This window comes from Erythrobacter fulvus, from assembly GCF_028595285.1.
Lineage (GTDB): Bacteria > Pseudomonadota > Alphaproteobacteria > Sphingomonadales > Sphingomonadaceae > Erythrobacter > Erythrobacter fulvus.
In genome coordinates, this window is the sequence record NZ_JAQQXQ010000001.1 from 446,864 (window position 1) to 468,925 (window position 22,062).

Here is a 22,062-nt window from a genome sequence, read left to right on the forward strand (position 1 = left end):
GCACGCGCGCGGCGGCATGGCTAAGCCCCGCGGCCAACCGCCGCTTACAGGGATTTGGGCGATCCGATGAATGCTAATCCGACCATCCAGAGCGAAGCCGAGGCCGCCGCGCTTGACCGGGAACTCAAGGGCTTGATTGCCGATGTGCTCGGTCTCGATCCGGCGCAGGCATCCGCTTTCGGGCCGGATTCCGGCCTGTTCGGGCACCTTCCCGAACTGGATTCAATGGCTGTCGCGGGCCTTTTTACTGAGATGGAAGACCGGCTCGGAATCGTGATCGAGGATGACGATGTCGATGGCGAGATGCTGGAAACCTATGGCGGGCTGCTGGCCTTCGCCCGGGCCAAGCTTGCCGACAAGTAGACCTGCCGCCTCGTGATCTCCACGTGGACCATTACCGCCCCTGACGGGTCGACAACCGAAGAGCTTCTGGTTGCCCTTGATCGCGGACGCGACCGGCGTGTGCTGATATGTCCGGCTTGGTTCGACGAGGCGAACAAGCTGCGGCGTTTCACGGTCGAAGTGATGCGGCGACTGGATGCGGCGGGCATCGACAGCTTTCTACCCGATCTGCCGGGCTGCAACGACAGCCTCGCCCGCCTCGACGCGCAGACCCTCACCGGTTGGCGGGCGGGAATGACTGCTGCGGCGCAGGCCCTTTCTGCCAGTCATGTTCTTGCCATTCGCACCGGTGCTCTGCTTGCGCCGGAAACCTTGCCCGGCTGGCACTATGCGCCGCAATCCGGCCCCAGGTTGCTGCGCGGCATGATCCGCGCGCGCACCATCGCCGCGCGCGAGAGCGGGTTTGAGGAAAAGGCCGAGGCGCTGATGGCGCTGGGACGGAGCGAAGGCCTGACGCTGGGTGGTTGGCCCCTGAGTGCTGCAATGATCGGCGAACTCGAAAGCGCCGAACCCGTGCTGGTCGCTGGGCAGAGCGAAATCACGCAAGCCATGCTGGGTGGCGCGGGCCTGTGGCTGCGCGCCGAACCGGACGAGGATGGGGCGCAGGCCGACGCGCTGGCTGCAATCGTCGCGGAAAGCATCATATGAGCCGCCTACCCCTCTCGTTCGGCTGCGGGACGCTGCGACTGGCGGCCACGCTCGATACCGCGCCCGGCACCACCGGGCTGCTGATCGTCAGCGGCGGCAACGAAATCCGTTCGGGCGCTTTCTCCGGTCAGGCACGGCTGGCCGCCCGCATCGCCCGCGCCGGCTTTCCCGTGTTCCGCTTCGACCGTCGCGGCGTGGGAGACAGCGAAGGCGAGAACCGTGGTTTCCGCAATTCGGCCAAGGACATCGCCGCCGCAATCGAAGCCTTCCATGCAATCGCTCCGCAGATCGCCCGCGTCGTCGCTTTCGGCAATTGCGATGCCGCATCGGCGCTGATGCTGACAGGCGGCGTAGGGCTGGCCGGGCTTGTATTGTCGAACCCGTGGACGATCGAGCAGGAGGCGGCTGACGGTAACGCCGACGGCACTCCGCCCCCGGCCGCGATCCGTGCGCGCTATATCGAAAAGCTGAAGAACCCGCGCGAAGTCGCAAGGCTGATCGGCGGCGGCGTTGATCTGCGCAAACTGGCGCGCGGTCTGGCTCGCTCTGTCGGGCCGGGTGCAGCCCCCTCAACCCTGGCGGGCGAAATGCGCGACGGTTTGGCGAACTTCGAGGGCGAGGTGCGCATTCTGCTCGCCACCGCCGATCGTACAGCTCAGGTGTTCGAGGCGGCGTGGGACGCATCCGATCCGCGCATTCATCGCTGCGAGGGTGCCGGCCATGCCTATGTCGAACCCGAACATGCCGCGTGGCTCGAAGCGCAGATACTTTCGGCCTTGCGCGCCTAGCGCTCGAACAGGCTCACCAGTTCGACATGGGTCGACCAGCGGAACTGGCCCACGGGACGCAGCTTCGTCAGCCTGAAGCCAGCCTCAGTCAGAGTCGCCGCATCGCGCGCCCAGCTTGACGGATTGCAGCTGACATAGACGACGCGTGCCAGCGTGCTCGCGGCGATTTCGGCAACCTGTGCGCGGGCACCGGCACGCGGAGGGTCTAGCAGCACCGCGTCGAAGCGGTTCAACTCGTCGGGCTGGAGCGGGCTGCGGAACAGATCGCGATGCAGCGCCAGCACAGTCCCTCCCGATTGCGCTCCGGCGGCCTTGCATGCGAGATGCGCCGCGCGTTCGGCTTCGACCGCGAGCACCTTGCGACCCTGACGCAGCGCGAAGGCGAAGGTGCCGAGCCCCGCGAACAGATCGGCCACAAGCCGCGCATCGCCCAGCCATTCCGCAGCGTCGGCGGCCATCCGGCTTTCGGCATCCTGCGTCGCCTGCAGAAAGGCGCCAGGCGGCAAGCTGACCGGCACACCGGCAAGCGTCACCGTCACCGGCTCGGGCTCCCACAAGGTCTCGGGGCCGTAGCCCTGATCGATCGTCAACCGCGCAAGCGCATGCTCGCGGGCGAAATCGAGCGCGGCCTCGGTCGGACCGAGCCCTTCGAGCGGGAAGTTGGCAAGGTTCGCCTCCACCCCCTGATCCGCCAGCGTCAGATCAATGCCGACCATCCCTTTGGGCCCATGCGCAGCCACGAAGCCCCGCAAAGGGACGATCAATGCGGTCAGCGCGGGATGCAGCACAGGACATTCGGCCAGATCGACCACCCGGTGCGAACCGCCCTCGCGATAGCCGAGCACCGCGCCTTTCGCAGTGCGCAGGGCGTGCAGTCCCGCGCGGCGGCGTGAATGCGGGGGCGAAAGGTGGACGGGAAGCAATTCGGCCGGCTCCAGCCCCTGCCCGCGTGCCGCATTGGCAACGCGATCCCGCACGAATTCGGCAAGCATCGTGTCGTCGGCGTGCTGGAGCTGGCAGCCACCGCAAGTTTCGAAATGGCGGCAGGCGGGCGTGATGTGGTGTTCGCCCGGCGTGATCACCCCGCCCTCGTCAACCATGTCTCCCAGCACCGTACCGGCAACATGGCGACCGGACGGCGTGACGCCATCGCCCTTGGCGGCGAGGCGGATAATCGGTTCGCTGGTAGTCACAGGCAGGCCGCTAGCGCCTCGGACACCCTTTCGGCAAGCTGCGACGGCGTAAAGGCTGGCCCTGACCGACGCGCCGCCTCGCCGTGGAGCCAGAGCGCCTCGCACGCGGCTGTGAACGGATCAGCCCCTGTCGCCATACGGCTTGCCGCGACCCCTGCCAGCACATCGCCCGTTCCCGCGACCGACAGCCAGCTCGGTACGGGGCTGCCCAGCGCGAGGCGACCATCGGGCGCGGCGATGATGCTGTCGGGCCCCTTGGCGAGCACCACCATGCCGCTGACCCTGGCAAGCGCAACCGCCCGCGCGCGCCGGCCTTCGGCGATAATTCCGAAGGCGCGGCAAAGCGCTTCAAGCTCGCCATCATGGGGGGTCGCCAGCATCGGCACAACGCGACCAAGCATTTCGGGCGACAACAGCACCAGCGCATCGGCATCGAGCACGAGCGCTCTTGCATGACGCAGCGCCTCGACCAAAGCAGCCTTGGCCGGTGCCCCGCGTCCCAGCCCCGGACCGACCAGAACCGCAGCGATGCGCTCGTCCGCCAAGGCCTCTCCCAGCGGCGAAGAATCGGTCACAACGTCGGCGGGCGTGCGCGGATCGACTTCGCTTGCGAGCAATTTGACATAGCCCGCCCCGGCGCGCTGTGCAGCGACGGCGGCAAGCAGGCTGGCACCCGGCATGGCGCCGCCGACGATACCAAGCAATCCGCGGCGATATTTGTGGCTGTCGGTGGCGGGGGCCACAATCTTCGGCCGGCCTACAAGCTGCGCCGCGCCCGCCACATCCTCAACCCCGATCGGCACGAGCCGCATCTGCCCCATCAGCGCGCGGCCCGGCAGGCTCCAGTGAGCGAACTTCCATGCGCCCAGCGCCAAAGTGAGATCGAACCGCGGTAGGCGTTCGTTCAGCACCGCACCATTGTCGCTAGCCACGCCCGAAGGCACATCCACCGCCACCTTGTAGCGGTGCCGCGCCGCCAGATCGCGCAACAGCAGCGCGTGTTCGGCCACCAGCGGGCGAGCAAGACCAGATCCGAACAGGCAGTCGACGAAAACCTCTCCGCGTGCGCCCTTGCCCGAAGCACCAACAGGGCCATCCCAACGGCGTTTCGCCTCCTTCGCTGCATCGGTTGCCGGTGCCAGCGGGGCGATAAGGGTAACGGCATTGCCCGCTTCCCGCAGGCGCCGAGCGATCACGTAACCATCGCCGCCATTATTGCCCGGGCCGCAAAGCACCGTGACAGAGCGCCCGGCGGCAATGCGCCGGATCCATTCGGCTGCTCCCCCCGCCGCCACTTCCATCAATTCGGAAATGCTGGTGCCCGCATCGAACAACGCCTGCTCGGCCGCGCGCATCTGGTCTGCGGTTAGGATCTGTGCCGCGCTCACGAAGCGGGCGGCTCCAGCAGGGCGTAAGGGATGCGGTAGCGGTCGGACCCGATGGCAAATTGCACTTCGCCCTCGGCAGAATTTTCGGACACCAGCGGCTCTGCCCCGTCAATCGAACGGAGCGAGCCGGTAGCGGGATCGCGCACCAAACGGCGGAAGCCGCCATCGGGGTGATGGAGAACCAGCCCGTCACTGCCCGCGACCTTCTCCAGCGTGCAGACAGGGGAAAAATCCGCCCCCGCGCCGATCGCGCAATCAACGCTGTCTCCCGGCGGCGGCGGGCTTTCACTACCGCACGCCGCCAGCAAGGCAAGTAATCCGAGCGTGCTAGATATCCGCAAACACATGGGTTTCCGCCTTGGCTCCGGGGTGAGTGATCGCGCCGTAGCGCGCCGGGCCGACAACCTGACTGTAACGCCAAAGCGCGCCGGCCTGATAGTCATTCGTGCGCGGGGTCCATGCCTTGCGCCGCTCCGCCAGCACGTTCTCGGGAACCTCGAGCTCGATGCTTCCCGTTTCCGCGTCGATAGTGATGATGTCGCCATTCTCGACCAGCGCGATTGGGCCGCAATCGGCAGCTTCGGGGCAAACATGGCCGATGCAGAAGCCGCGCGTCGCCCCGGAGAACCGCCCGTCGGTGATCAGCGCGACCTTCTCGCCCATGCCCTGCCCGTAGAGCGCGGCGGTGGTGGAAAGCATCTCGCGCATGCCGGGGCCGCCCTTGGGCCCTTCATAGCGGATCACGATGACGCAGCCTTCCGCGATATCGCGCTGTTCGACCGCGGCGAAGGCATCCTCCTCGCAATCGAACACCCGCGCCGGGCCGGAGAACTGCAGGCGCGCCATGCCTGCGACCTTCACAATCGCCCCGTCGGGCGCGAGGCTGCCCTTGAGGCCGACGACCCCGCCGGTAGGGGTGATCGGGGTCTTCACGTCGTAGAACACCTTCTGATCGGGGTTCCAAGTGATCTCCTCGATATTCTCGCCCAGCGTCTTGCCGGTGACGGTCATCGGGTTGGGTTCGATAAAGCCGCCGTCAAGCAGCGTGCGCAGCGCCATGTAGACCCCGCCGGCTTCGTGCATGTCCTTGGCCACATACTTCCCGCCGGGCTTGAGGTCTGCGATATAAGGCGTTGTCTTGAAGACTTCCGCGACGTCGAAAAGATCGAAGTCGATGCCGCATTCATTGGCCATGGCAGGCAGGTGCAGCGCGGCATTGGTCGAACCGCCCGTGGCCGCGACCACGCGCGCTGCATTCATGAAAGCCTCGCGGGTACAGATATCGCGCGGGCGCAGATTCATGGCGACAAGCTCCATCACCTGCTTGCCCGCGGCAACCGCAATTTCATCACGCGATCTGTAAGGAGCAGGCGCCATGTTGCTGTTTGGCAGGGACAAACCGATAGCCTCGCCGACGCAGGCCATGGTGTTGGCGGTGAACTGCCCGCCGCAGGCACCGTGACCGGGGCAGGCGACCTTTTCGAGCGCGATCAACTCGGTCAGCGGGCAATTGCCCGCGGCGAACTGGCCGACCGCCTCGAACACATCGACCACGGTCACATCATTGCCGCGGTGGGTGCCGGGCAGGATCGATCCGCCGTAGACGAAGATCGAGGGCACGTTGAGCCGCAGCATCGCCATCATCATGCCGGGCAGGCTCTTGTCACACCCAGCAAATCCGACAAGCGCATCATAACAATGGCCCCGGACCGAAACCTCGATCGAATCCGCGATGATTTCACGGCTGATGAGCGAGGACTTCATGCCCTGGTGACCCATCGCGATACCGTCAGTCACGGTGATGGTGTTGAACCGCCGCGGGGTGCCGCCGCCAGCGATCACGCCTTCGCGGCAGATATCGGCCTGCGCATTGAGGGTGGTGTTGCACGGCGCGGAATCGTTGCCCGCACTGACCACGCCGACGAAAGGCTGGGCGATCTCCTCTTCGGTCATGCCCATCGCATAGTAGTAGGAGCGGTGCGGCGCGCGCTCCGGGCCGACCGAGACGTGGCGGCTGGGGAGCTTCGACTTGTCAAACTTCTGCGACATAAGATTTCCCGTTGAAGGCGATTTATGAAATGCCCTTGCCTTCAGCGAAGCGCCGACGCAACCCTTTGCGCAATATTCGCCAACAAAGCAGCCCAGCGTGCGTGATCCTCGGGCGATTGTGCCAGATCCTGCCGGATCTCGATGCCGAGGTAAGGGCGTCCGTGCGCCTCGGCGTGGCGGTTCATGGTGTAATTGAGATCGCGGCCCGAATAGGGGAGATTGTCGCCGACATTCAGGCCCTCGGCCGCGAGCAGCGGAATGGCGATGCGCGCGGCGCGATCATCGGTGTTGTAGAGCACCCCCACCTGCCACGGGCGCGCTTCCTCGCGGCTGGCAAGGCGCGGAGTGAAGCTGTGGAGCGAGAGGACCAGCGCCGGTTGCGCCTGCTCCAGCCATTCGCCCAGCGCAGAGTGATAGGGGCGGTGGAAGCGGTTCAGGCGTTCCTCGCGGCTCGCACCGACATTGCCGGGAATCGGATGACCGTCGCTGGTGTCGGGGACGAGGCCGGGCGCATCCTCCTCGCGGTTGAAGTCGCAGACGAGGCGGCTGACCGCAGCAATGTGCGCGGGGACGGCGTGATCACGGGCGAGCCGCTCGGCAATCGCTTCGGTGCCGATATCGACAGCGATGTGATCTTCCAGCAGATGCGTCGGAATGCCGAGACTTATGTCGTCCGGCACGCGATTGCTTGCGTGGTCGGCGGCGCAAACGATCCCGCCGGGCGCGGGCGAGCCGAGTTGGCGGAAAGCTTCTGTCAAAGCCCGATCTCCGTTCGTGTCGAGCGAAGTCGAGACACCATGGACCGGCCTCTCGACTTCGCTCGAGGCGAACGGGTTTCGGGGCAAGCCCTCACCGCAGTCGCCCCGCCATGGTCCACCACTCCCCCGGCATCGCCGCCGCCGCCGCATCGCGGGCTTCGACGGTATCGTAGAGCGCAAAGCAGGTCGCGCCCGAACCGGACATGCGGGCGAGCCACGGATTGGTCGTTTGCAGGGCAGCCAGCACCTCGGCGATCCCGGGGCAGAGCGAAATGGCGGGCGCTTCGAGGTCGTTGCGCCCTTCCCTTGCGATCTTGCTGGCCGGGCCTTCCGGCAGCGCGCCCCTGTCCGCGCCGTCCCAAGCCTTGAACACCGGGCCGGTCGAGAGCGGCACGCGCGGGTTGACCAGCAGCACCGGGGTTCCGGCGAGGTCGTCCTCGACGCTCTCCTGCTCGGTGCCGGTGCCGAGGCCGATATGGGTGCGGCTGAGGACGCAGGCGGGCACATCCGCGCCGAGCTTGGCCGCGCGCGCCTGCCAGTCCTCCGGCAATCCGTGCAATGCCTCGACAATCCGGAACACTGCCCCCGCATCCGCCGACCCGCCGCCAAGGCCAGCCGCGACGGGGAGGTTCTTTTCGAGAGTCACTGCGAGGCCCTGCGAGCGCGGGAGGGCGCCCAAGGCGCGGGCCACAAGGTTGTCGAAGGGATTGTCCAGCACTCCCGCGAATTCACCCACCGTGGCGAAGCTGTCCTGCGCGGCAGGCTTCGCCGTCAGCACATCGCCCGTATCGACGAAGGCGAACAGGGTCTCAAGCTCGTGATACCCGTCCTCCCGCCGCCTGCGAACATGCAGAGCGAGATTGATCTTGGCGTAGGCGGTTTCAGTGATCCTCACGCTCGACGCTTACTACCCATGGAATTGCGCAATGAGCCTCTCGCGATCCAGCGCGAAACAGTGCCAGCGCCGAGAATGAACCCAATTAACAAAACCACACGGTCGAAGCTGGTGAGCACCTGCTTCACTTGCTCGTTAGCAAACCCGGCGAAAACGCACGCAAGCAAAAACACCACCACAGCCAGGACGGCACGCAATCGCTCAATGGAAAACATGCCGCCCTGCAACCTCACATATTCGGATAGTTCGGCCCGCCGCCACCTTCGGGCGTTACCCAGTTGATGTTCTGGTTGGGGTCCTTGATGTCGCAGGTCTTGCAGTGGACGCAGTTCTGCGAGTTGATCTGGAACTTAGGCTCGCCGGTCTTCTCATCTGTGAGCCATTCGTAGACCCCCGCCGGGCAGTAACGCGCCGAGGGGCCGCCGAACACCGCCAACTCGCTGTCCTTCTGCAAGCCAAGGTCGGCCACCTGCAGGTGCACCGGCTGGTCCTCGGCATGGTTGGTGTAGCTATAGGCGACGTTTGTCAGGCGGTCGAAGCTGATCACCCCGTCGGGCTTGGGGTAGTCGATCTTCGGGTAAAGATCGGCGCGGCCGGTATAGGTGTAGTCCGGCTTGTGCTTCATGCTGATGGGAAGCCCGATCTTGAGCGTGCGCATCCACATGTCGATTCCCGCGAGCGCCGTGCCGATATCGCCGCCATACTTGGCAACCGCCGGCTGGGCGTTCTGGACGAGCTTGAGTTCGGTCGCGATCCAGCTCGAACGCACTGCCGCGTCGTAATCGGCGAGTTCAGTCTTCTCGTTGCCCGCCGCAATCGCCGCCGCGATGCTTTCCGCCGCCAGCATCCCGCTCTTCATCGCGGTGTGGCTGCCCTTGATGCGCGGCACGTTGACGAAGCCCGCCGCGCAGCCGATCAGCGCCCCGCCGGGGAATGCAAGCTTGGGCACCGACTGCCACCCGCCCTCGTTGATCGCCCGGGCGCCGTAGCTGACGCGCTTGCCGCCTTCGAGGTACTCGCGGATCGCAGGGTGCTGCTTCCAGCGCTGGAATTCCTGATAGGGCGAGACCCAGGGGTTCTTGTAATCGAGCGCCGTGACGAAGCCGAGCGCCACCTGCCCGTTGGCCTGGTGGTAGAGGAAGCCCCCGCCCCAGCTATCGCTTTCGGTGAGCGGCCAGCCCTGGGTGTGGATCACCCGGCCCGGCTTGTGCTTCTTGGGATCAATGTCCCACAGTTCCTTGATGCCAAGGCCGTAGACCTGCGGCTGGCAATTGGCCTCAAGGTCGAACATCGCCTTCATGCGCTTGGTCAGGTGGCCGCGTGCGCCTTCGGCAAACAGGGTATACTTGGCGTGGATTTCCATGCCCGGCTGGTAATCGCCCTTGTGACTGCCATCGGCGGCAACGCCCATGTCCTGCGTGATGACACCGGCAACGCGGCCTTCATCATCGATCATCACTTCGGCCGCGGGGAAGCCGGGGAAAACCATCACGCCCAGACCTTCGGCCTGCTCGGCCAGCCAGCGCGCCAGATTGCCGAGCGATCCGGTGTAGCAGCCATGGTTGCTCATCAGCGGCGGCATGATCGCGTGCGGCATCGAGGTCTTGCCGGTTTTGGACAGCACCCAGTGCCAGTTATCGGTCACCGGGGTCTGCGCCATCGGGCAGCCCATGTCGCGCCATTCGGGCAGCAGTTCATCAAGCGACTTGGGATCGACCACCGCGCCCGAGAGAATATGCGCGCCGACTTCCGAGCCTTTCTCCAGCACGATCACTTCGAGTTCGGCGTTGATCTGCTTTAGCCTGATCGCCGCGGCCAGCCCTGCTACGCCGCCACCGACAATCACGACATCGCATGGCATTGATTCACGTTCGCTCATCGGGCTTTCCTGATCCTTGCTAGGTTTTGACGCGCTCGGCGCACATTCCGGCGAATTGCTGATGTCGTCCACTTGCTAACCGGGACCGGGACAGTCAAGACCCGCATTGGATAGCACCTGCCCGATGACCCGTCCCGAACCTTCCCTTGCCCGCGAACTCGACGCTGCGCTTTCCTGGTGGCAGGCGGCGGGGGTTACGCACGACTTCACCGATGACGCTACGGCGTGGTTGGCCGATGCGACGTCGCTGGCTGCCGAAGCGTCGCCGAGCGCTGCGCGCGCAAAGCCTGTGGATGCGGGAAGCCAGCAGGCGCAGATTGCCGCGCGAAACACCCCGGTATCACCGGCCGAGCCGCCCCGTCCGGCCCGGCGCGATCTGCTGGGCGAATCGCCGCCCGCCGATCTGGCCGGTTTCCGCGACTGGTGGATGACCGCCCCCGCACTGGGTACGGCAAACACATTTCCCCGCATTGCCCCCCGCGGAACGGCAGGCGCCGCATTGATGGTGCTTGTGCCCCAGCCGGAGGAAGGCGACCGCGAACGCCTGCTTGACGGGCCACAGGGCCGACTGCTGGCCAATATCATCGCTGCGACGGGGTTGGACGAAGACGCAGTCTACATCGCCTCGGCATTGCCCTGCCATACGCCGATGGCCGATCTTTCGGCCTTGGCCGCAGGCGGGATGGACGCGGTTACCGCGCATCACGTCGCGCTGGCCGCACCGCAGCGCGTGCTGGTGCTGGGGACAGCGCTGACGCCGATGCTGGGCGCGACAGACGCAAATGGTTTACGGGAAATCAACCATAATTCGGGCACGCTTCCCGTCATGGTGAGCGAGACGCTCGAAGCGATGATGGATATGCCCCGGCTAAAGGCCCGGTTTTGGCGGAGATGGATGGAATGGTCGGCCTCTCGATGATGCGCATGCGCTTTGGGGTGGCAGCGATGGCGCTTACGGCATTGTCAATGCCGGGCGGCGCGGCGGCGCAATCGGGCGATCTGGTTGCGCGCTGGGACGGGCAGGCGCAACAACAGCGCGCACTCGCGGCCGTGCTTTCGCAGGAAGACCGCAGCTTCTACCGCGAACTTTTCGCCGCGATCGACGCCGAGCAGTGGAGCCTCGTCGAAGCCCTGCTCGCCGCACGGCCCGACGGGTTGCTGACCGCAGTCGCACGCGCCGAGTACTACACCCACGCCAACAGCCCCAAAGTTTCGGCGGAACAGATCACGCAGTGGTTCGCTGCGGGCATCGAACTGCCGCAGGCCGAGCAACTTGTGCGGATGGGCGCCAAGCGCGGCGTCGAATACCTGCCGTCGCTGCCCGGCACGCAGGGTTTCGCACGCCAGCCTTCTGCGCCCAAGCGGATCCTGCCGCGCACCGTCAACGACGGCACCATGCCCTCTGCCACCGCCACCGCGATCCTGGAGGCGATCAAGGCCGACAATCCGGCTGAGGCGCAGCGCCTGCTCGCCGAAGTCGATTGGCAGCTTTCCAGCGATGCCCGCGCCGAATGGCGCGAACGGGTGGCGTGGAGCTATTACATCGAAAATGATGACGCTGCCGCGCTGGAACTGGCGCGCACCGTTGCCGAAGGCACCGGCGAATGGGTCGCCGAAGGCGCGTGGGTCGAAGGGCTGGCCGCGTGGCGGCTGGGGCATTGTTCGCTGGCGGGCGATGCCTTTGCGCGCACGGCTGCGCGCGCCTCGAATGTCGAACTTGCCGCCGCGGGGCATTACTGGGCGCATCGCGCCGCAGTGCGTTGCCGCGAGCCGGGGCAGGCACAACAACACCTTTCCGCTGCCGCGCAGATGACCGAAACGCTCTATGGCATGCTCGCGGCAGACCAGCTGGGGATTGAGCTTCCCGCCCATGCCCCGCCCCGCCCCTTCGTCCGCGAGGATTGGGAGCTGTTGTCGCGCCGCGACAATGTCCGCATCGCTGTCGCCCTGACAGAGATCGGCCGACCCGGCCTTGCTGATGAAGTCCTGCGACATGAAGCGCAGATTGGGCCGGCGCGCCAGTTTGACGCACTCGCCCGTCTGGCGCGCGAATTGGGCCTTCCGTCCACCCAGCTGTGGATGGCGCATAACGCGCCCTATGGCAGCAGCAGCGATCCTGCCCTGCGCTTTCCCGTTGCGCGTTGGCAGCCGGTGGGCGGGTGGCAGGTCGATCCGGCGCTCGCATTCGCCCATGCGCTTCAGGAATCGAATTTCCGCGCCAACGCGGTCAGCCCCGCCAATGCGCGCGGGCTGATGCAAATCACCCCGATCACTGTCAGGCAGCACGCTCCGACACTCAATATGAGCGCGTCCTACGTCGATCTGAACGATCCCGAGGTCAATCTCAGCTTCGGCCAGCGCAATCTTGAAATGCTGCGTGATTCCCCAGCGACCGGCGGGCTGCTGCCCAAGATCATGGCTGCCTATAACGCCGGCCTCAGCCCGGTGGCGCGCTGGAATTCGGAGATCAACGACCAGAATGATCCGCTGCTGTGGATGGAATCGATCCCCTATTGGGAAACGCGTGGCTATGTCGCGATCGTGATGCGCAATTACTGGATGTATGAACGCGCCGCCGGCGTTCCCTCGCCAAGCCGCCGCGCGCTGGCGCAGGGACGCTGGCCGGAATTTCCGCAACCGCAGACGCTGCGCTCGGCAAGACTGGAACCCTGATGGCAATCGACGAAAGCCGGGTGTTCAAGCCGATCAATATCGCGGTGCTGACCGTGTCGGACACGCGCACCGCCGAAGACGACACGTCGGGCGATATTCTGGCCGAACGCGTCAAGGCTGCGGGCCATAACCTCGCCGCCCGCACCATCGTCAGGGACGATGCGACATTGCTCGCCGCGCAGTTCAACGCCTGGATCGACGATCCGGCAATCGATGCGGTCGTCAGCACCGGTGGCACCGGCCTGACAGGGCGTGACGTCACGCCCGAAGCGCTTTCCATGATCGACGGGGCGCGCGACATCCCCGGCTTCGGAGAGTTGTTCCGCTGGCTCAGCTTCAAGAGCATCGGCACCAGCACCGTGCAATCACGCGCCTGCGCTGTCGTGGCGCGCGGCACCTATATCTTCGCCCTTCCCGGTTCGAACGGCGCAGTGAAGGACGGGTGGGACGGGATCCTTGCCGAACAGCTCGACAGCCGCAACCGGCCCTGCAACTTCGTCGAGCTGATGCCGCGCCTGAAGGAAGTCTGATCGGCGCGACGGGACTTGGCATCATGCCATTTGTTCCGTAAATGTTCCACGTGAAACATTCTCCGGTCAAAGGACGCGGCGCGCAATCGGATGCGGTGCCGACCCGCTTCGGCCTCGCCACGCGCGAGGCGGACGGAGACTGGCGCGATTATGTCGAAAGCCTTGATGGCCCGCCGGTGAATCTGCGCACCACGGTGACTGAGGAACGGCCGAAGTCGATCCTCACCTTCAACCAGTCTCCCGATGTCCCCTTCGATCGTTCGGTCAACGCCTATCGCGGGTGCGAGCACGGCTGCATTTATTGCTTTGCCCACCCCACCCACGCTTACCACGACCTTTCGCCGGGGCTGGATTTCGAGACGCGGCTGTTCGCCAAACCCAACGCGGCAGACCTGCTGCGCGTGACACTGGCGAAGAAGGGTTACGTGCCGCGCCCCATTGCCCTGGGCACCAACACCGACCCCTATCAGCCGATCGAGCGGGATTATCGCATTACCCGCGCAATTCTCGAAGTCTGTCTGGAGGCGCGTCACCCGGTCACGATCACCACAAAATCCGATCGCGTCCTGATGGATGCCAATTTGCTGGAAGAGATGGCGCGGGAAAAGCTGGTAGCGGTGGCGATTTCGGTCACAACGCTCGATCCGGTGCTGTCCGCCAAGCTCGAACCGCGATGCGCTACGCCCGCCAAACGACTGATGGCACTGGGAAAGCTCGTCGAAATAGGCGTGGCGGTGCATTGTTCGATCTCGCCGATCATTCCGGCCATTACCGACGAATTCATGGAAGGCATCATCGCGCGCGTGGCTGAACTTGGCGTGCAAAGCGTCGGCTGGATCCCCCTGCGCCTTCCCCACGAGGTCGCGCCGCTGTTCCGCGAATGGCTCAGCGTTCATTACCCCGAACGCGCGGGCAAGGTGATGAACATCGTGCGCGAGATGCGCAGCGGGCGGGACAATGATCCCAACTTCCACAGCCGATTCAATCCGCAAGGCGTCTGGGCCGACCTGCTGCGCACCCGGTTCAAGGTGGCATGCAGGAAAAAAGGGATCGGCAAGACCCGCTTCGAACTCGATTCTTCGCGTTTTCGTGCACCGCAAGTGGATGGCCAATTGCGGCTCTTGTGATAGTCCCTCTGCGGGTCATTCAAGGGAGAGGGGAATTCATGCGTTCGATAATTCTTGCGGCGGCGGCGATGCTGGCGCTTTCCGGAGGCGCCGCACAGGCGCAGACCAAGGACACGCTTGATACCTTCAGCCGTGCCGACTTCGAACAGGCGCTGCGTGCCGCAGGAGCGACCATCAACTCCAACGCCGATTCACAGCGGATCGACTTCACCTTCGAAGGCGGGGTCATGGCCGACGGCCTGCTGCTGGCGTGCGAGGACGAGCAGGCCAATACGAAGTGCTACGGTTCCTCGATGCTGGCGACATTCACCGCAAATGAAGGCACCTCGCCCGATCAGGTGTTGGAAGCCATCAACAAGTATAATTACCTCGAGAATTTCGGCCGCGCCTATATCGATCCCGAGGGCACGATCTCGGTCAGGATGTACATCATCTCAGACGGCGGGATCACGCGCGAAAACTACAGCCGCCAGATCGGCCTGTGGTTCAACTCGGTGCTCGATTTCTTCGGCTATCTCTATCCCGAAGAAGAAGCCTAAACCTGCGCGGCAGGGGAACGGTCACCCGAACTCCTCGCCCGCCTCGCCGGGAGCGAAGCGGATCAACCGGCTGTCGGTCAGCGCGGCGGTGCGGTTGACGACGGCCTGCTGGTAATCCGGGTCCTTGATCATTTCGAAGAACGCGCCCGCATTCGGATATTGCGCGATGAAGCCGTCGTGCCATGCGCGCACCTCCGGCCCCGTCACCATTGTCTCGAACTTGCCTCGCCAGATAATGCTGCCGCCCACACGCTTGAAGATCGGGCCGCTGGTCTTGCCGTATTCCTCGTAGGCGCGCCGCCCGCTCCAGCCTTTGCCTGCGTGTTCGTGGCCCTCCGGGTAGTCCGCCAGATCGCGATAGAGCAGCAGGTTGAGCATATGGATCGGCGTGTTGCGCGGCAGGTCCTTGAAGGACTGGAAGTTCGCCGGCGAAGGGTCGATGTAAACCTCAGTCATTGTCCCACCCTTTTCCTGTCAGATCGCATTGCATGTAGACCGTATCGAGCGTGCGGCCGAACTTGAAGCCGACATTGCGCATCCGCCCCGTCTGGACAAACCCGCACTTGCTGTGGAGCGCGACCGAGGCCGGTTCGCCGCCGCCAATCACCGCGATCATCTGTTCGAACCCGGATACGCGTGCAGCGTCGATCAGGTTACCGAGCAAGCGCTTGCCAATGCCATACCCTCGCGCCTCGTCGCTGACATAGATGCTGTCCTCGCAGGTCTTGGCGTAGGCTGCACGGTCGCGGAACTGCGTGGCATAGCAATAGCCGACGACCACGCCGTCGCGCACGGCGACAAGAAAGGGCCATCCGCGCGCGGTGACAGCGGCGATCTTTTCCGCCCACGCCTGCACATCGGGCGCAACCGTATCGAAAGTCGCGGTGCTGTGCGCGACGTGGAAGGCGTAAATGTTGCAGACGGCCTGCGCGTCACTGTCACGCGCAGGCCGGATTCCCACGTTAGCCAAGCTTGTAGTCCGCGAACCGATCGCGCAGGTCCTTCTTGCTGATCTTGCCGGTGGCGGTGTGCGGAATGTCATCGACGAATTCGACGGCATCGGGCAGCCACCACTTGGCGATCAGCGGCTTGAGGTGTTCGATGATGTCATCCGCCGTCACTTCGGAGCCGGCCTTCTTCACCACGAACAGCACCGGACGTTCGTCCCACTTGGGGTGGTAAATGCCGATGCAGGCGGCTTCGGCCACGCCGGGATGCCCGCAGGCGGCGTTTTCAAGCTCGACTGAGCTGATCCATTCACCGCCCGACTTAATCACGTCCTTGGTGCGGTCGGTCAGTTGCAGGGTGCCGTCGGGGTGGAGGATACCGACGTCGCCGGTGTCGAACCAGCCCTCGTTGTTCACCGCATCCTGTTCGGCCTTGAAGTAGCGCTTGATCACCCAGGGCCCGCGGATCTGGAGCGCGCCGCTGGTCTTACCGTCGCGCGGCAGCTCGGTCGCCATATCGTCGAGATCGACGGTGCGCAGCTGCACCCCGAAGATCGGACGGCCTTGCATCGCCGTCTTTTCGATCCGCTGTTCAAGCGTGAGCTGGTCCCAGTCCCAGGTCGGCCCGCCGACCGTGCCGATGGGCGATGTTTCGGTCATGCCCCAGGCGTGTTGGACGCGGGTGCCGTTCTTCATCAGCCGCTCGATCATGAACTTGGGCGCTGCCGATCCGCCGATAGTGGCGGCCTTCAGCGGCGGCAGATCAAGGCCGTTGGCGTCGCAATACTGGAAGTGCGCCAGCCACACCGTCGGCACACCGGCAGAATCGGTCACGCCTTCGCGCAGCATGAGATCGTGCAGCACCGCGGGATCATTCACGGCAGAAAACACGAATTTGATCCCCGCCATCGCGCCGGCATAGGGCAGGCCCCAGCTCGCGGCGTGGAACATCGGCACGACCGGCAGCATCACCGACGCCGCGCTGAAGTTGAAGGCGGCAGGCTGAAGCCCAGACATGGCGTGCATCACCGTGGAGCGGTGTTCGTATTGCACGCCCTTCGGATTGCCGGTGGTGCCGGAGGTATAGCAGATCATGCAAGGATCGGTTTCAGGCCCCGTCACCCACTCGAAATCACCGTCTTGCGCGGCAATCCAGTCTTCGAACGCGGGCGCGTGCTCGCCCGAATCATAGCAGATGTAATGTTCGACTGTGGGCCAGCGGTCCTTCATCCGGTCAACGATCGGCTGGAACGCCGCATCGTAGCACAGCACCCGGTCCTCGGCGTGGTTGACGATATATTCGAGCTGGTCGTCGAACAGGCGCGGGTTCACCGTGTGCAGCACCCCGCCCATGCCGGCCACGCCATACCAGCTGACGAGGTGGCGCGAATGGTTCATGGCAAGGCTCGCCACCTTATCGCCCGGCTTCAGGCCAAGCGCTTTCAACGCCTGCGCCATCTTCAGCGCATCGCGGCGGATTCCGGCCCAATCGGTCCGGGTCTCGCTGCCATCGGCCCAGCGGGTAACGATCTCGCGCGTCGGCGCCTCGCGCGCGGCGTGATCGATCACCGCGGTCACCCGCATCGTCCAGTCCTGCATTGCCCCGAGCTTGCCTGCGGCCATTGTCGTCTCTCTCCTGCGATGGTTCGCGCGGGCAGCCCTATCCGCCCACGTGATGATGTATCCACCGCGCATCCATGCCTTCGCCCCCCGCGCTTGGCAATCGTCAGGACGCAGGATTTCGCACAGAATGGAAAGGATCAGGCGACGAGGCGCAGGCTCGCCTTGCTCCTTAGCGGTGCGAGTTCGACATTGGCGATGCCCGGCACCTCGGCCAGCCGCTCGGCCAGTTCGCCGGACAGCAGGAAACTGCGTCCGAGCCGCAGCTGCGCGTGCCCGCCGTCTTCAAGCGTGACGCGCACCAGCACTTCGCCGTTGCCTTCGAAAGCGCAGTCTTCCTCGACATCGAGCGCGATCTTGAGTTCGAGCAATGCCTCGTGGGTAGAAACATCTGCCTTGAGCTGCATCGGCGTGGAGCCCACCACACCTGCCAGCGGCCGCGCGCCGCGCACTGTCAGACGTGGCGGTTCGTCCGGACTGGGCGAATCCAGTTCGACCGTCATCAACAGGCACTCGCCCTCTTCGGCCCAGCGTTCGAACTGTGGCACCAGCGCTTCTTCGAAACAGGCGGCGGAGAACTGGCCCGAAGCGTCGGAGAAATCGGCGCGCACGAAGGTGCCGCCCTTGCGCGTGCGGGCCTTGGTAATGCCTTCGACCAGCACAGCCATCACCGCCGACCCGCGCCCGCCCGCAGGCGCGCCCGCTTCCATCAGGCTCTGGTAGGTGCGCGCGCCATTGGCCGATGCGACCTCACGATATTGCGCGACCGGATGCGCCGAGAAATAGAACCCGAAATTCTCGCGCTCGCGCGCCATCAGCTCGCTGCGGCTCCACGGTTCGGCGGGTTGCAGGCGCAGATCCTCGGCAGCGGTGTCCTCGCCGCCGAACAGTCCGGCCTGCCCGCTCGACCGCTCGCGGATCGCCGCGTCCGCCACCGCCAGCAACAGTTCGGCATTGGCGTGAAGCAGGCCGCGGTCGGAATCGAGCCCGTCGAGCGCGCCCGCGCAGATCAGCCCTTCAAGCTGGCGGCGGTTCATCGTGCCTTGCGGCAGGCGTTCGAAAAAGTCCTTGAGGCTGGCGAACCGCCCGTTGGCGATGCGCTCGGCGACGATGGCGTCCATCGCCTTTTCGCCGACATTGCGAATGCCCGCCAGCGCATAACGCACCGCATAGCCTTCGTCGGTCTGTTCGACGGTGAATTCGGCTTCGGAGGCGTTGATGCAGGGCGGCAGCACCGCAATCCCGCCCGCGCCGTTGGGATAGCGCCGGGCATCGTCGACAAAGATGCTGAGCTTGTCCGACTGGTGCATGTCGAAACACATTGATGCAGCGTAGAATTCTTCCGGATAATGCGCCTTCATCCAACCGGTCTGGTAGGCAAGCAGCGCGTAGGCGGCGGCGTGCGACTTGTTGAAGCCGTAGCCTGCGAATTTGTCGATCAAATCGAACAGTTCGTTGGCGCGCTTGGCATCGATGCCGGACACCTCCTTGCAGCCTTCGACGAACCGCCCGCGCTGCGCGTCCATCTCGGCCTGCACCTTCTTGCCCATCGCGCGGCGCAAGAGGTCAGCGTCTCCGAGCGAGTAACCGGCCAGCACCTGCGCGGCCTGCATCACCTGTTCCTGATAAACGAAGATGCCGTAGGTCTCGGCGAGGATACCTTCGAGTTTGGGGTGCGGATATTCGATCGGCACAAGCCCCGCCTTGCGCTGGCCGAACAGCGGGATGTTGTCCATCGGACCCGGGCGATAGAGCGAGACGAGCGCGATGATGTCGCCGAAATTGGTCGGCTTCACTGCCTTCAGCGTGCGCCGCATGCCTTCCGATTCCAGCTGGAACACGCCGACAGTGTTACCCGCCTTCATCAGATCATAGACCGCCGGATCATCGAGCGCCAAAGCGCCCAGATCGATCGCGATGCCGCGCTTGCCCAGCAGATCGACCGCCTTGCGCAGCACCGAAAGCGTTTTCAGACCGAGAAAGTCGAACTTGACCAGGCCGGAGCTTTCGACGTGCTTCATGTCGAACTGCGTCACCGGCATGTCCGAACGCGGATCGCGGTAGAGCGGCACCAGCTCGGCCAGCGGGCGATCCCCGATCACCACGCCCGCCGCGTGGGTCGATGAATTGCGCGGCAGGCCTTCAAGCTGCATCGCCAGATCGACGAGGCGCTTCACCTCGTTATCATTGTCGTATTCGCGCTTGAAATCGGCAGCGCCGTTCAGCGCGCGCGGCAGCGTCCACGGATCGGTCGGGTGGTTGGGCACCATCTTGCAGAGCCGGTCCACCTGCCCGTAGCTCATCTGCAAAATGCGCCCGCAATCGCGCAGCACCGCACGCGCCTTCAGCTTGCCGAAGGTGATGATCTGCGCGACGTGATCGCCGCCATATTTGCGCTGGACGTAACGGATCACCTCGCCGCGCCGGGTTTCGCAGAAGTCGATATCGAAGTCGGGCATCGACACGCGTTCGGGATTGAGGAAGCGTTCGAACAGCAGCCCAAGCCGGATCGGATCGAGATCGGTGATGGTCAGCGCCCAAGCGACCGCCGAACCCGCGCCCGAACCGCGCCCCGGCCCCACCGGAATGCCCTGATCCTTGGCCCATTTGATGAAGTCGGCAACGATCAGGAAGTAACCGGGAAAACCCATCTTCACGATCACATCGATCTCGAATTCGAGCCTGCGTTTGTATTCCAGCACTTCGGCGAACACCCCGGCCTCGCGCAGCGCGGCGAAGGAGGCTTCAGCCTCGGCCAATGCGTCGGCGGAGGTGAAGTGCAGCGCCTCGTGCAGTTCGGCATGGCAGGTTTCGGGATAATAAGGCGACAGCCGCGCGACGAGGCCCAGCCGCGAATCCTCGGCCAGCATCCGCGCCTCGCCTGCAAGATCGCCCGCAAGGCTCGGCAGGATCGGCTTGCGATAGGGCGGCGCAAAGGCGCACCGCTGGGCGATGACGAGAGAGTTCGCCAGCCCTTCGGGCAGATCGGCGAACAGCTCCTCCATCATCGTCGCCGATTTGACGAAGGCCTGCGGGTTGGAACGCGGGCGATCCTCGGCATCGATCTGGGTCGAATGGGCGATACAGAGCATCGCGTCATGCGCCCTGTATTCGTGCGGCTCGGCAAAATTGGCCGGATTGGTGGCGACCATCGGCAGATCGCGGGCATAGGCGAGATCAATCAGCGCCGCTTCGGCACGTTCGCTTGCCGTATCGCCGTTGCGCGCGATTTCGACATAGAGCCGCGACGGAAACAGCCGTTCAAGCGTATCGCAAAGCCTTGCCGCGGCTTCGTGTTGTCCTTCGGCCAGCAGACGCGTCAGCCCGCCCTCGCCCGCGCCAGTCAGCGCGATCAGCCCGCCGGTATGCCCTTCGAGATCGGGGAGCGTGACGTGGGGTTCCAGCTCAAGCGGGCGGTCGAGATGCGCCTTGCTGACGAGGTGGCACAGATTGCCGTAGCCATCGTCGTCCTGCGCAAAGAGCGGCAGGTAGTCGATTGCGCGCGCACCCGATCCTTCCACGCCTTCGCGCGCGACGCCCAGCAGCGTGCCGATAATCGGCTGCACCCCTTCCGCCTTGCAGGCGGAGGCAAAGGCCATAATGCCGTAAAGCCCGTTGCGGTCGCAGATAGCGATGGCGGGAAAGCCGCGTTCTTTCGCCAGCTTGGCAATCGCCTTCGGATCGATCGCCCCTTCGAGCATCGAGTAGGATGACAGCACGCGCAGGGGAACGAAGGGAGCGAAAGCCATGGCGCGCAGTTTAGGAATTTGCGCCGATTCCGGAAGCGCCCGCCCGCCTTAATTTCTCCACAGGGGCCGGAAAAACTATAGCAGCTTCTCGATATCCCTCGCGATGCTGGCGGGCGTGTCCTGCGGGCCGTAACGCTTCACGACATTGCCTTCGCGGTCGATCAGGAACTTGGTGAAGTTCCATTTGATCGAGGTCGATCCCATCAGCCCCTTGGCTTCCTTCTTCATCCAGTCGAACAGAGGCGATGCATTGGCGCCGTTCACTTCAACCTTTGCCATCAGCGGGAAGGTGACGCCGAAATTGACCTTGCAGAATTCGGCGATCTCGTCGGCATTGCCCGGTTCCTGCGCACCAAACTGGTTGCAGGGGAAGCCCAGCACTTCGAAATCCTTGTCCTTGAACTGCTGGTAAAGCTTCTCCAGCCCGTCATATTGCGGGGTAAAGCCGCACTTGCTGGCGGTGTTGACCACCAGCAGCACCTTGCCGAGCTTCTCCTCAAGCGCGAGCTCCTGCCCGCGGTTGGTGGTAACGGTGAAATCGGCAATCGTGGTCATGCGGTCCCTCGCTGGTCGGTCGATCTATCCTGCGTCTTGTGCGGGAAAATCGGGGCGCGAGGCAAGCGCCATTGCCTCATCCGCCGAATAACGCCGGTCGCCCGCCTTGGCGATGACATAGCGCTGGCGAGTCTCTTGAGGCAAAGCGGCAAGGTGACGGATCATTTCGGCGAAGGTCCCGCGCTGCAAGGCGCTGCCCCCGTCCAGAACGCCGCCACTGTCATCGGCGGCATGAAGCGACGCGCGATCGTCCCAAGCGGTGGTGCCGGTATCGCCGGTTTCGCCCCGGAAGGTGCTCGGATGGTCGGACATGATCGGATCC

General features: G+C 64.6%; 21 protein-coding genes. 8 read left to right on the plus strand and 13 right to left on the minus strand.

What is annotated here, in order from left to right; genetic code table 11:
- Positions 1-66: 66 nt before the first annotated feature.
- From OIK40_RS02165 to OIK40_RS02175, 3 genes are read left to right on the plus strand one after another with little or no spacing between them, the layout of a single operon-like run.
- A complete protein-coding gene (locus OIK40_RS02165; RefSeq protein WP_273675792.1) occupies positions 67-363 on the plus strand; it encodes an acyl carrier protein in 297 nt (98 codons plus the stop codon).
- A gap of 12 nt (positions 364-375) precedes the next feature.
- The gene (locus OIK40_RS02170; protein ID WP_273675793.1) at positions 376-1,050 is read left to right on the plus strand and encodes an alpha/beta hydrolase family protein; all 675 of its coding nucleotides are present in this window, start codon (positions 376-378) and stop codon (positions 1,048-1,050) included.
- The gene (locus tag OIK40_RS02175) at positions 1,047-1,838 is read left to right on the plus strand and encodes a hydrolase 1, exosortase A system-associated (RefSeq protein WP_273675794.1); all 792 of its coding nucleotides are present in this window, start codon (positions 1,047-1,049) and stop codon (positions 1,836-1,838) included. Before OIK40_RS02170 ends, OIK40_RS02175 begins: the two co-directional genes overlap by 4 nt.
- Here the strand turns inward: OIK40_RS02175 and OIK40_RS02180 are convergent.
- From OIK40_RS02180 to OIK40_RS02210, 7 genes are all read right to left on the minus strand, one after another.
- Positions 1,835-3,031, minus strand: coding sequence for a class I SAM-dependent RNA methyltransferase (locus OIK40_RS02180; RefSeq protein WP_273675795.1), 1,197 nt, complete (start codon positions 3,029-3,031; stop codon positions 1,835-1,837). The genes OIK40_RS02175 and OIK40_RS02180 overlap by 4 nt on opposite strands.
- Positions 3,028-4,419, minus strand: coding sequence for an NAD(P)H-hydrate epimerase (locus tag OIK40_RS02185; RefSeq protein WP_273675796.1), 1,392 nt, complete (start codon positions 4,417-4,419; stop codon positions 3,028-3,030). Before OIK40_RS02185 ends, OIK40_RS02180 begins: the two co-directional genes overlap by 4 nt.
- On the minus strand, positions 4,416-4,766 hold the full coding sequence (locus OIK40_RS02190) for a hypothetical protein (protein WP_273675797.1): 351 nt from the start codon (positions 4,764-4,766) through the stop codon (positions 4,416-4,418). Before OIK40_RS02190 ends, OIK40_RS02185 begins: the two co-directional genes overlap by 4 nt.
- Entirely contained in the window at positions 4,747-6,468 is a 1,722-nt protein-coding gene (ilvD, locus tag OIK40_RS02195) for a dihydroxy-acid dehydratase (RefSeq protein ID WP_273675799.1), read from the minus strand. Before ilvD ends, OIK40_RS02190 begins: the two co-directional genes overlap by 20 nt.
- 41 nt (positions 6,469-6,509) lie before the next feature.
- The gene (locus OIK40_RS02200; RefSeq protein ID WP_273675801.1) at positions 6,510-7,226 is read right to left on the minus strand and encodes an N-formylglutamate amidohydrolase; all 717 of its coding nucleotides are present in this window, start codon (positions 7,224-7,226) and stop codon (positions 6,510-6,512) included.
- A 91-nt stretch (positions 7,227-7,317) separates the two neighbouring features.
- On the minus strand, positions 7,318-8,121 hold the full coding sequence (locus OIK40_RS02205; protein WP_273675803.1) for a 4-(cytidine 5'-diphospho)-2-C-methyl-D-erythritol kinase: 804 nt from the start codon (positions 8,119-8,121) through the stop codon (positions 7,318-7,320).
- A gap of 229 nt (positions 8,122-8,350) precedes the next feature.
- Complete coding sequence (locus tag OIK40_RS02210) at positions 8,351-10,000, minus strand: electron transfer flavoprotein-ubiquinone oxidoreductase (RefSeq protein ID WP_273675805.1); 1,650 nt, start codon at positions 9,998-10,000, stop codon at positions 8,351-8,353.
- 124 nt (positions 10,001-10,124) lie between these two features.
- Between OIK40_RS02210 and OIK40_RS02215 the strand changes: the two genes are divergently transcribed.
- Genes OIK40_RS02215 through OIK40_RS02235 form a run of 5 tightly spaced genes read left to right on the plus strand, consistent with a single transcriptional unit; the run spans position 10,125 to position 14,869 of the window.
- The gene (locus OIK40_RS02215; RefSeq protein ID WP_273675807.1) at positions 10,125-10,919 is read left to right on the plus strand and encodes a uracil-DNA glycosylase family protein; all 795 of its coding nucleotides are present in this window, start codon (positions 10,125-10,127) and stop codon (positions 10,917-10,919) included.
- Positions 10,892-12,673 carry a lytic transglycosylase domain-containing protein gene (locus OIK40_RS02220; protein ID WP_273675809.1) on the plus strand — a complete coding sequence of 594 codons (1,782 nt, stop codon included), beginning with the start codon at positions 10,892-10,894 and terminating at the stop codon, positions 12,671-12,673. Before OIK40_RS02215 ends, OIK40_RS02220 begins: the two co-directional genes overlap by 28 nt.
- Entirely contained in the window at positions 12,673-13,203 is a 531-nt protein-coding gene (gene moaB, locus OIK40_RS02225) for a molybdenum cofactor biosynthesis protein B (protein ID WP_273675810.1), read from the plus strand. The genes OIK40_RS02220 and moaB overlap by 1 nt, the downstream gene beginning before the upstream one ends.
- 41 nt (positions 13,204-13,244) lie before the next feature.
- A complete protein-coding gene (locus OIK40_RS02230) occupies positions 13,245-14,330 on the plus strand; it encodes a PA0069 family radical SAM protein (RefSeq protein WP_273675812.1) in 1,086 nt (361 codons plus the stop codon).
- Positions 14,331-14,368: 38 nt separating this feature from the next.
- A complete protein-coding gene (locus OIK40_RS02235) occupies positions 14,369-14,869 on the plus strand; it encodes a YbjN domain-containing protein (protein ID WP_273675814.1) in 501 nt (166 codons plus the stop codon).
- A 21-nt stretch (positions 14,870-14,890) separates the two neighbouring features.
- On the opposite strand, the gene OIK40_RS02240 is transcribed toward OIK40_RS02235, so the two are convergent.
- The 6 genes from OIK40_RS02240 to OIK40_RS02265 all read right to left on the minus strand — a co-directional run bounded on the left by OIK40_RS02240 (position 14,891) and on the right by OIK40_RS02265 (position 22,052).
- Positions 14,891-15,325 carry a DUF1330 domain-containing protein gene (locus OIK40_RS02240; protein WP_273675816.1) on the minus strand — a complete coding sequence of 145 codons (435 nt, stop codon included), beginning with the start codon at positions 15,323-15,325 and terminating at the stop codon, positions 14,891-14,893.
- Positions 15,318-15,830 (minus strand): GNAT family N-acetyltransferase, encoded by a 513-nt coding sequence (locus tag OIK40_RS02245; protein WP_374211772.1) that lies wholly within the window; start codon positions 15,828-15,830, stop codon positions 15,318-15,320. The genes OIK40_RS02240 and OIK40_RS02245 overlap by 8 nt, the downstream gene beginning before the upstream one ends.
- A gap of 1 nt (position 15,831) precedes the next feature.
- On the minus strand, positions 15,832-17,439 hold the full coding sequence (locus tag OIK40_RS02250) for a long-chain fatty acid--CoA ligase (protein ID WP_273675820.1): 1,608 nt from the start codon (positions 17,437-17,439) through the stop codon (positions 15,832-15,834).
- 137 nt (positions 17,440-17,576) lie between these two features.
- Positions 17,577-21,185, minus strand: coding sequence for a DNA polymerase III subunit alpha (dnaE, locus tag OIK40_RS02255; RefSeq protein ID WP_273675822.1), 3,609 nt, complete (start codon positions 21,183-21,185; stop codon positions 17,577-17,579).
- Between the two features lie 75 nt (positions 21,186-21,260).
- On the minus strand, positions 21,261-21,740 hold the full coding sequence (locus OIK40_RS02260; RefSeq protein WP_273675824.1) for a glutathione peroxidase: 480 nt from the start codon (positions 21,738-21,740) through the stop codon (positions 21,261-21,263).
- A gap of 24 nt (positions 21,741-21,764) precedes the next feature.
- Positions 21,765-22,052, minus strand: a complete 288-nt coding sequence (locus tag OIK40_RS02265; RefSeq protein WP_273675825.1) for a hypothetical protein — start codon at positions 22,050-22,052, stop codon at positions 21,765-21,767.
- Positions 22,053-22,062: the final 10 nt, after the last annotated feature.